The following is a 9479-nucleotide window of genomic DNA, read 5'->3' on the forward strand; positions in this document are numbered from 1 at the left end:
GGGTTCGCCTGCCGGATGATCTCCTGAAGCAGGTCGGCGGGGGAGGGCCGGGCGGCGGGGTCCTTGGACAGGCACTGTTCGACCGCCGCCAGCAGGTGCCGCGGCACGCCCGAGAGATCCGGCACACCGTTGAGCACGTTGTTGACGACGACAGCGACCGTCGTGCCCGCGAAGGGCGTACGTCCCGTGGCCGCGTACACGATCGTGCCCGCCCAGCTGAACAGGTCCGACGCCGGCCCCACCCGCGCGTCGCCGAACTGCTCGGGCGACATGTACGCAGGAGTCCCGACCAGTCCGGACGTGTGCGTCGAGGCGTCGAGTGCCTTGGCGATCCCGAAGTCGATGACGATCGGCCCGTCGGGGCCCATCAGGACGTTGGCCGGTTTGAGGTCGCGGTGCACGATCCCGGCCTGGTGGATGGCGGTCAGCGCGGTCAGGGTCGAGATGGCCAGCCGGTCGAGCGCCCCGCCGGAGCGCGGTCCGCCGGAGCGGACGACCGCGTGCAACGTGTCGCCGGGGACGTACTCGCTCACGATGTACGGCCGCTCGCCCAGCATGCCGACGTCCAGCACCGCCGCCGTGCAGAAGGCGGCCACCCGCCGCGCCGCCTCCACCTCCCGCAGGAACTGGGCGGTGGCGCCGTCGTCGTGGCTCAGGTGGCCGTGCAGCACCTTGATGGCGACGTCGGGTCCCGGGTCGCCGGTGCCCCGGTAGACCACTCCCTGCCCGCCGGACCCGAGCACGCCGACCAGCCGGTAGCCGCCGATGTGCGCGGGGTCGTCCGGCCGGAGCGGGCGCATTTCCGGCATCCCGCCCCTTTCCTCGATCTATTCAAACGATCCACACATTATTGCTTCAATGCCCCGCAGAAGAAGATCCGGTGCCCGGCAACCGCCCTGGCCGCGTCCGCCCCGAAAGGTCCGCCCGCGGAGGCCGGGCGTTACCGCCGCCACAACCATGCCGCCACCTACGGAGATCACGGTGCTGCCCATGGCTCCGGCAACGTCCGGCTCCGGCCGTCGCCGGTCAGCGTCAAGCACCGGCGAGGTCAGGATCGTGGAGCGGGCGCTGGGGCCGCAGGACTTCCTCACGTCGTGAGCACCGCCGTGGAGCGCCGGGGCAGCAGGGTGACCGGGATGACGCGCGGCGCCCGCGGCGGGCGGCCCTCGATCCGGCTGATCAGCAGGTCGACCGCCTCCCTCGCGGTCCTGGCCGGGTCGAGGTCGACGGCCGTGAGCGGCGGATCGCTCGTGCGCGCCTGGTGGCTGTCGACCCCCACGGACACGAGCAGGTCGCCGGGCACGCTCAGCCCGCGCTCCCTGGCGGCGCGCAGCAGGCCGGTGGCCAGCCACTGCGGCGGCACGTAGACGGCGTCGGGCTCCAGGTCGAGCAGCCGTCCCGCCGCCTCGGCCGCGCTGCTGTCGAGCTTGTCGGGCCGGGCCGGCACCAGCATCGGGTGGTGGCCGTGCCGAGCTGTCCACTCGGCGTACGCGCGTTCGGCGTCGGCGAACCACGACCACCCGATGTCCACCGACAACATCGCCACCCTGCGCGCTCCGGCGGCGGCCAGGTGGTCGAGGACGGTCAGCGTGCCGGCCGCGCTGTCGGCGGCCACCCACCACGGGTCGCCGGTGTGGGCGATGTCGCGGCCGATCGTGACCACCGGCAGGCCGAGCCGGTCGAACATGGCCACCCGCGGGTCCTCGGGCAGCGGGTCGACGACGATGCCGCCGTCGATGCCGAACCGGCGCAGGTCATCGAGCCGGCGCAGCGGCGGCAGCTGGAGCAGCGCCTGGTCGCGCTCGAACGCGGCCTCCACCACGTTCATGGTCAGCGACAGGTAGAAGTCGACGGCCAGGATGTGGTGGGTGGCGTCGAGGTCGACGATCGGCATGAGCAGCGCGATGGTGTCGGCCCGGCCCGAGCGCAGGCCGCGCGCGTTGCTGTTGGGCCGGTAGCCGAGCCGTTCGGCCACCTCCGCCACCCGGGCCCTGGTCGCAACGTCGACCCGCCCCTTGTTGTTGAGCACGTGGGAGACCGTGGTCTCGGACACCCCCGCGGCCTCCGCGACATCGCGGATCCGCGGACGGGATCGTGACGGCTGCATGGGGTCAGCCTAAGGCCCTCGGTGCCAAATCGTTTAGGCAGAGGGTCTTGTGATGCCAAATCGTTTTGGCTTAGAGTCGCCGACATGCATGCGAGCACGTCCCGGTTCGCACGGGCCGTCCGGCGGCTGAACGCGTTGTGCGACACCCAGCCGTACGTCACCGGCTGGTGCCTCATCGGCCTGCCGGACGGCGGGGTGCGGGCGGACCGGCACGGCGCGCGGGCGTTCCCGGCGGCCAGCACCCGCAAGGTCGCCGTCATGATGGCGGCACTGCGCGCCGTGCACAGGGGCGAGCTCGACCTCGACGCCCGCTTGAGCATCGACGGCCGCTACCGCGACCGCGTCTTCACCGGGCTCCTGCAACACCTCGACCCGGGGCTCCGCCTGTCGTTGCGCGACGCCGTCACCCTGATGATCATTCAGAGCGACAACCTGTCCACCGCCCACGTCCTCGACCTGGTCGGCCTCGACGCCGTGAACGACCTGTGCGCGTCGGCCGGACTCACCGGCACGCGGCACCGGCACGCGCTGATCCCGCGGCTGGCCCCCGACCATCCGGTCGACGCGAGCAACGTGACGACGCCCGGCGACCAGGCCAGGCTGCTGGAGCTGATCGCCCGCGGCTCAGCGGCCGAGCCCGAGGCCAACCGGCTGCTCGGGTGCCCGCCCGAGCTCTGCTCGTTCGCCCTGGACGTGCTCTGCCACCAGCAGTTCAGGGACACGCTGCCGGCGTTGCTGCCGTACGGGACCAAGGTCGCGCACAAGAGCGGCGCCGGCTGGCGGGACGTCAGCGACGGCGGCGTCTTCTTCGGCGACGACGGGCCGCGCTACGTGCTCGCGGTCTACACGGACGAGCTTCCCGCGGTCCTGCCCGACGGGCTGCCGGGGTTTTCGGGGGCGAGGGTCCACATTGCCCATCTCAGCCGCGCGTGCTGGGAGGAGATGCATCCGTAAGGAGACTCACATGTCTCGTATGACCGGTCGCGTGCTCGCGGCCTCCCTGGCCGTGATCGCCGTCCTGAGCGCGGGCTGCGCGCAGGGCGGCGGCGAACGAGCCCCGTCCACCCAGTCCGGAGCCGGCGTGCTGCGCTTCGCCTACACCGCCTTCCCCTCCACCCTCGACCCGCACAAGGCCTCCACGGCCTGGGACGAGCTCTACGTCCTGCCCGTCTACGACCGCCTCGTCACGATCACGCCCGAGGGCGAGATCGCCCCCATGATCGCGGAGTCGTGGAAGAAGAAGGGCGGCAAGGAGGTCTTCACGCTGCGTTCGGGCGCGACGTTCCACGACGGCACCCCACTGGACGCCGAGGCCGTACGCGCCAACCTGGAACGCGCGATGACGGCGAAGGGCAGCACCGCCGCCTCCCTGCTGAAAATGATCAAGGAGGTCGAGGTCGAGGACGGCGCGCTGGCCATCCGCCACACCGGATCCGAGGAGGACCTCCTCAACGCCCTGGCCCACCGGGGCGGCGCGCTGATCAGCCCGAAGGCGTTCGACAACCCCGACCTCGACAGGAAGCCCGTGGGCTCGGGCCCGTACCAGGTCACCGACTACCGCAGGGACGACCGCGTCGTCTACAAGCCCTTCCCCGGCTACTACGACAAGAGCGCCCAGCGGCTCAAGGGCCTCGAGATGTCGTTCGTCAACGACGACGACACCCGGCTCAACGGCGTGCGCTCCGGCCAGTACGACGCCACGCTCATCCGCCCCGAGCAGGCCGACACCGCGCGCGACGCCGACCTGAAGATGGAGGAGTTCCTGACCGGGCTCGTCTACCAGCTCAACCTCAACACCGGCCGCTCCGAGTTCGGCGACCAGCGGGTGCGCCAGGCGCTCAACCACGCCGTCGACCGCAGGACGATCACCGACAAGCTGCTGCTCGGCTCCTGCGAGCCGACCGTCCAGGCGGCCCCCGCCGGGCACTGGGCGCACGAGCCCTCGCTGGAGGGCGCCTACCCGTACGACCCGGCCAAGGCCAGGCAGCTGCTGGCGGCCGCGGGGCTGCCCGACGGGTTCTCCTTCACCGCGCTGGTGTGGGACAACACCGCGTTCGTGCAGCTCGGCGAGGCCATCCAGGACCAGTTCAAGGACATCGGCGTCGAGATGAAGCTGCGGCCCATGAGCGCCGACCAGTCCATCGACCTCTACCAGAACCGCGGCCAGGCCGACGCCCTGGTCAGCCAGATCGGCGTGGCCGGGCCCGACCCGCGGCTCATCACCCAGCAGGACTACCTGAAGGGCGGGCTCAACAACCCGGGCGACCTCACCGTGGAGCGGATCGAGGAGCTGGCCGAGGAGAGCGCGGCGGCCACCGACCGGGCCGCGCAGCAGGCGGGCTACCGGGAGATCGCCAAGGTCGCGGCCGAGCACGCGTACAACGTGCCGATCTGCAACCGCAAGCTGTACTACGCGGTCAACGACAAGGTGCGCGACTTCGGCAAGCTGCTCACCGGGTTCGACGACATCCGCGTCGTCGGTATGGGCTGACTTATGGCGATATTTCTAGTCAAACGGCTGGCCGGGGCCGTCGTGGTGCTCTTCGTCGTCTCCCTGATCACGTTCGGGCTCTCCCTGCTCATCCCCGGCGACCCCGCCATCCACATCGCCGGCGAGCACGCCACCCGCGAGGAGATCGCCGCCGTACGCGCCGGGCTCGGCCTCGACCAGCCCGTGGCCGTGCGCTACCTGAGCTGGGCGGCGGGCGCCGTCACCGGCGACCTCGGCACCTCCCTGTACAACTCCCAGCCGGTCACCGAGATCCTCATGGAACGCCTGCCCGTGACGCTCTCCCTCGCCGTGGCCGCCATGGCGGTCGCGGTGCTGATCTCGCTGCCGCTCGGCACGCTCGCCGCGCTGCGGCCGGGCGGGCGGCTCGACCGGGTGATCTCCTCAGGCACCGCGCTCGCCGTCGCCACCCCGTCGTTCTGGCTGGGGCTCATGCTGATCCTGGCGCTGGCGATCACCGTTCCCGTCTTCCCCGCCACCGGGTTCCGGCCGCTCACCGACGGCGTGGGAGCCTTCGCCGCACACCTCGCCCTGCCCGCACTCACGCTGGGCGTCGCCGCCGCCGTCGAGCCCACCCGCCAGCTCAGGGCGGCCCTGGCCGACGTGCTTGACACCGACTACGTCCGCACCGCCAGGGCGAAAGGCCTGCTGCCGCTGACGGTGCTGCGCAAACACGCCGTACGCAACGCGGCGGTGCCGTTCGTGACCGTGCTCGGGCTGGAGACCGGCCAGCTGCTCGGCGGCGCGGTGGTGGTGGAGGCCGTGTTCGGGCTGCCCGGGCTGGGCACGCTCGCCGAGTCCACCGTGACCCGTCAGGACCTGCCCGTCCTGCAGGGCATCGTGATCACCAGCACCGTCGTCGTGGTGGCCGCGAACCTGGCCGTCGACCTGGCGTACCGGTGGCTCACCCCGGGCGCGCAGACGAAAGGGGCCGCATGACCACGATCACCGCCGAGCGGCGCGACACGCTCGGACGGCGGCTGGCCGGCCGCCGGGACGTCGCCGTCGCCCTCGGCGTGCTGGCCGTCCTCACCCTGGCCGCGCTCACGGCGCCGTTCATCGCCCCGCACGACCCGGTGGACCAGGACCTGCTGCACCGGCTCGAAGGCCCGAGCGCCGCGCACTGGCTGGGCACCGACGAGTCGGGCCGCGACGTGCTCAGCAGGCTGCTGCACGGCACCCGGGTCTCGCTCGGCGCCTCCCTGCTGGCGGTGAGCGTGGCCACGGTCTGCGGGGTCCCCCTCGGCCTGCTCGCCGGTTACCTGGGACGCGGCGCCGACCTCGTGCTGTCGCGCATCGCCGACGCCCTGCTGTCGATCCCCGGCCTGGTGCTGGCCATCGCCATCGCCACGGCACTCGGCCCCAGCCTGACCAACGCCATGATCGCCGTCGGGGTCGTCTACGCGCCCGGCTTCTACCGGGTGGCCCGGGGCGCCACCATGACCGTGCGCGGCCAGACCTACATCCAGGCCGCGATCACCACAGGCTGCTCCACCACCAGGATCCTGTGGCGGCACGTCCTGCCCAACGTCGGCACGCCGCTGATCGTCAAGGCGTTCCTCACGTTCGGCTACGCCATCCTGGCCGAGGCCGGCCTCAGCTTCCTCGGCCTGGGCGTCCAGCCCCCGCTCGCGAGCTGGGGGTCCATGCTCAAACGAGCCGTACGCTACCTCGAACAGGCCCCCATGCTGGTCGTCCTGCCCGGCCTGGTGATCCTGGTGGCGGTGCTCGCGTTCAACACCGTAGGCGACGGGCTGCGCGACGCGCTGGCCCGCCGGGACCGGGAGCCCACATGACCAAGCACCGTAGTGGTGCCTGCGAGAAAGAGGGCGCTCTAGTGACCGAGCAGGCCCTCGACGAACACCGCACCCCGGTCATGAAACCGGCGAAGGAGGTCTCATGACCCACGTCCTGGAGGTGGACGGCCTGTCGGTCGCGGCCGGCCCCGCGGCCCGCCGGGTCCCCCTCGTGCACGACGTGTCCTTCCGGCTGCGCGCGGGCGAGGCGCTGGCGCTGGTGGGCGAGTCCGGGTCGGGCAAGTCGATGACCGCCCTGGCCCTGCTCGGGCTGCTGCCACGCGGCGTCGCCGTCACCGCCGGCTCGGTGCGCCTGCTGGAGCCCGGCGACCGGCCGCCCCTCGACCTCGTCACGGCCGGCACCCGTACGCTGGCCGACGTCCGCGGCCGGCGGGTCGCCATGGTGTTCCAGGACCCCATGGCCAGCCTCAACCCGTCCATCACCGTGGGCGAGCAGATCGCGGAGGTGCACAGGCGCCACCTCGGGACGGGCCGCGCCGCCGCCGCCCGGCAGGCCGTGGACCTGCTCGGCGCCGTCGGCATCAAGGAACCCGGCAGGCGGGCCGGAGACTATCCGCACACCTTCAGCGGCGGCATGCGCCAGCGCGCGGTGATCGCCATGGCGCTGGCCTGCGAACCCGCCGTGCTCATCGCCGACGAGCCGACCACCGCCCTCGACGTGACCATCCAGGCGCAGATCCTCGACCTGCTCGTCCGCATGCAGGACGACCTCGGCATGGCCATGCTGCTGGTCACCCACGACCTCGGCGTGGTCGCCGGCACCTGCCACCGGCTCGCGGTCATGTACGCGGGCCGCCTCGTCGAGGAGGGCGGCGTGGGCGAGGTGTTCGACGATCCCGCCCACCCGTACACGGCGGCGCTCCTGGCCGCCGCGCCCGAGAACGCCATGCGCGGGCACAAGCCCCAGGCCATCCCCGGCACCGTCCCCGCCCCCGGCGAGCCGCCGCCCGGCTGCGCGTTCAGCTCCCGCTGCGCTCACACGCGGCCGGACCCGTGCGACACCGCGCCGGTCGAGCTCGTCAGGACGGGCGCCCGGAGCGTGCGCTGCGCCCGCAGCGCCGACCTCCACCGGCGCGGCGGGCTCCGCAGGCCGGCGGAGGCGACACCATGACCGGGCAGGACCGGGCCTGCGGGGGCGGCACGAGCGGGCAGGACCGGGCCCGTGGCGGCGGCACGAGCGGGCAGAACGCCGGTGCGCCGCTGAGGGCGTGCGGGCTGGTGAAGACGTTCGGCGGGCGGCCCGCCGTGCGGGACGTGTCGTTCGAGGTGGGCGCGGGCGAGACGCTGGCCATCGTCGGCGAGAGCGGCTCGGGCAAGTCCACGACCGCGCGCATGCTGGTCGGCCTGCTGCGTCCCGACCGCGGCCAGGTGCTGCTCGACGGCGACGACCTGGCCCGCCTGCGAGGCCGGGCGTTGCGGGCCCGCCGCAGGGACCTGCAGATGGTCTTCCAGGACCCGCTCGGCTCGCTCGACCCGGCCATGCGCGTCGGGGCGAGCATCGCCGAACCCCTCCTGCTGCACACCGCCCTGGACGCCGCCGCCCGCCGCGACCGGGTCGCCGACTTGCTCCGGCGGGTGGGACTGCGGCCCGAGCACGCCGACCGGCTGCCGCGCGCGTTCTCCGGCGGCCAGCGCCAGCGCATCGCCATCGCCCGCGCGATCGCCTGCGACCCGCGCGTGCTGATCTGCGACGAACCGGTCTCCGCGCTGGACGTCTCCACCCAGGCGCAGATCCTCGGCCTGCTCGCCGGGCTGCGCGAGACCACCGGCTTCGGCTGCGTGTTCATCTCCCACGACCTGGCCGTCGTCCGGCTGGTCGCCGACCGGATCGGCGTGATGCGCGGCGGCGAACTGGTCGAGCTGGGACCCGCCGAGCAGATCTACACCGACCCCCGGCACGAGTACACCCGCGAACTGGTCGCCGCCGTACCGTCGCTCACCGCGCGGCGGGCGGCAAGGACACCATGTACGAACCCGAAGGAGGTGGACGGGTGAGCCCTCCCGTCCGGTTGACGGAGATCGACGTTCCCGGCGACGGCCGCGCCGCGGGCCAGGCGTACGGCGAGGCCGCCCGCCCGCTCGTCCTGCGCCACCACGAGCTGATCGCCGGCGGCCCCGGCCTGGCGGCCGCCAGGGACCGGGCCATGGAGTTCCGCGCCGCCACCCAGGCCGTCGCGCCCGAGCTGGCGGCCGAGGTGGACGGCGTCGGCGAAGGGGCGGGGCTGAGCGCCGCCGACGGCTGGATCCTGCAGCTGCGCGCCGAGCTGACCGGCTGGAACACCGCCGCCCCCGAATGCAGCTCGCTGGCCCTGGTCGGCCCCGCCCGTCCCGGCGGCCCGATCGCCGCGCAGAACGCCGACCTCCCGCCCGAGGTGGGGCCGCTGTTCGTGGTGCTGCGCAGGCGTCCGGCCGACGGGCCCGCGCTGATCACCGTCACCCCGGCCGGGCAGCTCGGCCACCACGGCATGAACGACGCCGGCGTCGCCGTGTTCGGCAACTTCCTGCGCACGGACCAGTGGGGGACGGGCGTGCCGCGCTACCTGCTGACGCGCCTGGCGCTGGGGGAGCGGGACCGGTTCCGCGCGGCGGACGCGGTCACGGCGGTGCCCAGGTCGGGACCGCGCAACCTGCTCATCGCCGACGAGGGAGGAGCTCTGGACCTGGAGACCACCCCGGGTGGCGTGGGCGTGCTCGAACCGTCCGGGGGAGTCCTCACCCACACCAACCACTTCCTCGGGGAGCTGGCCGCGCACGAGAACGCCCCGCAGCCCTGGATGCGCAACTCGCGCGCCCGCCAGGTCAGGCTGGAGGCGCTGCTCGCCGGCGCCGGGCCGCACGCCGGGCCCGCGGAGCTGGCCGCCGTCCTGGCCGACCGGCACGGCGCTCCGGACGCCCTGTGCCACCACGCCGCCGACGCCCCCGAGCTCAACGTCGAGACCGTGGTCTCCACGGTCGCCGAGATCCGTGCCCGCCGCCTGCACGTCTGCGCGGGCCCGCCCGACCGCGGCGGCTACGCCGTCTACGACCTCAAGGAGGCCTCATGACC

9 protein-coding genes are annotated in these 9479 nt (G+C 73.3%); 7 read left to right on the forward strand and 2 right to left on the reverse strand.

Annotation, left to right across the window (positions count from 1 at the left end; all coding sequences use genetic code 11):
• Together E1295_RS45325 and E1295_RS45330 are read right to left on the reverse strand one after the other, a co-directional pair.
• Window positions 1-809: serine/threonine-protein kinase (locus tag E1295_RS45325; protein ID WP_132641148.1), on the reverse strand; the 809-nt coding region annotated here is incomplete at its 3' end.
• A 278-nt stretch (window positions 810-1087) separates the two neighbouring features.
• On the reverse strand, window positions 1088-2107 hold the full coding sequence (locus tag E1295_RS45330; RefSeq protein WP_132641150.1) for a LacI family DNA-binding transcriptional regulator: 1020 nt from the start codon (window positions 2105-2107) through the stop codon (window positions 1088-1090).
• 84 nt (window positions 2108-2191) lie between these two features.
• Here E1295_RS45330 and E1295_RS45335 point away from each other — a divergent pair, with 84 nt between their 5' ends.
• The 7 genes from E1295_RS45335 (at window position 2192) to E1295_RS45365 (ending at window position 9477) form a co-directional block, all read left to right on the forward strand.
• Window positions 2192-3061 carry a serine hydrolase gene (locus E1295_RS45335; RefSeq protein ID WP_132641152.1) on the forward strand — a complete coding sequence of 290 codons (870 nt, stop codon included), beginning with the start codon at window positions 2192-2194 and terminating at the stop codon, window positions 3059-3061.
• 10 nt (window positions 3062-3071) lie between these two features.
• Entirely contained in the window at window positions 3072-4598 is a 1527-nt protein-coding gene (locus E1295_RS45340) for an ABC transporter substrate-binding protein (protein ID WP_132641154.1), read from the forward strand.
• 3 nt (window positions 4599-4601) lie between these two features.
• On the forward strand, window positions 4602-5555 hold the full coding sequence (locus tag E1295_RS45345) for an ABC transporter permease (RefSeq protein ID WP_132641156.1): 954 nt from the start codon (window positions 4602-4604) through the stop codon (window positions 5553-5555).
• Window positions 5552-6412, forward strand: coding sequence for an ABC transporter permease (locus tag E1295_RS45350; RefSeq protein WP_132641158.1), 861 nt, complete (start codon window positions 5552-5554; stop codon window positions 6410-6412). The genes E1295_RS45345 and E1295_RS45350 overlap by 4 nt, the downstream gene beginning before the upstream one ends.
• Before the next feature lie 103 nt (window positions 6413-6515).
• Window positions 6516-7544: an ABC transporter ATP-binding protein gene (locus E1295_RS45355; RefSeq protein ID WP_132641160.1), complete on the forward strand. Its 1029-nt coding sequence runs from the start codon at window positions 6516-6518 to the stop codon at window positions 7542-7544.
• Window positions 7541-8428 (forward strand): ABC transporter ATP-binding protein, encoded by an 888-nt coding sequence (locus tag E1295_RS45360; protein ID WP_132641162.1) that lies wholly within the window; start codon window positions 7541-7543, stop codon window positions 8426-8428. Before E1295_RS45355 ends, E1295_RS45360 begins: the two co-directional genes overlap by 4 nt.
• Window positions 8425-9477 (forward strand): C45 family autoproteolytic acyltransferase/hydrolase, encoded by a 1053-nt coding sequence (locus E1295_RS45365; protein ID WP_166427736.1) that lies wholly within the window; start codon window positions 8425-8427, stop codon window positions 9475-9477. The genes E1295_RS45360 and E1295_RS45365 overlap by 4 nt, the downstream gene beginning before the upstream one ends.
• The last annotated feature ends 2 nt before the right edge of the window (window positions 9478-9479 follow it).

The organism is Nonomuraea mesophila, from assembly GCF_004352805.1.
Classification (GTDB): domain Bacteria; phylum Actinomycetota; class Actinomycetes; order Streptosporangiales; family Streptosporangiaceae; genus Nonomuraea; species Nonomuraea longispora.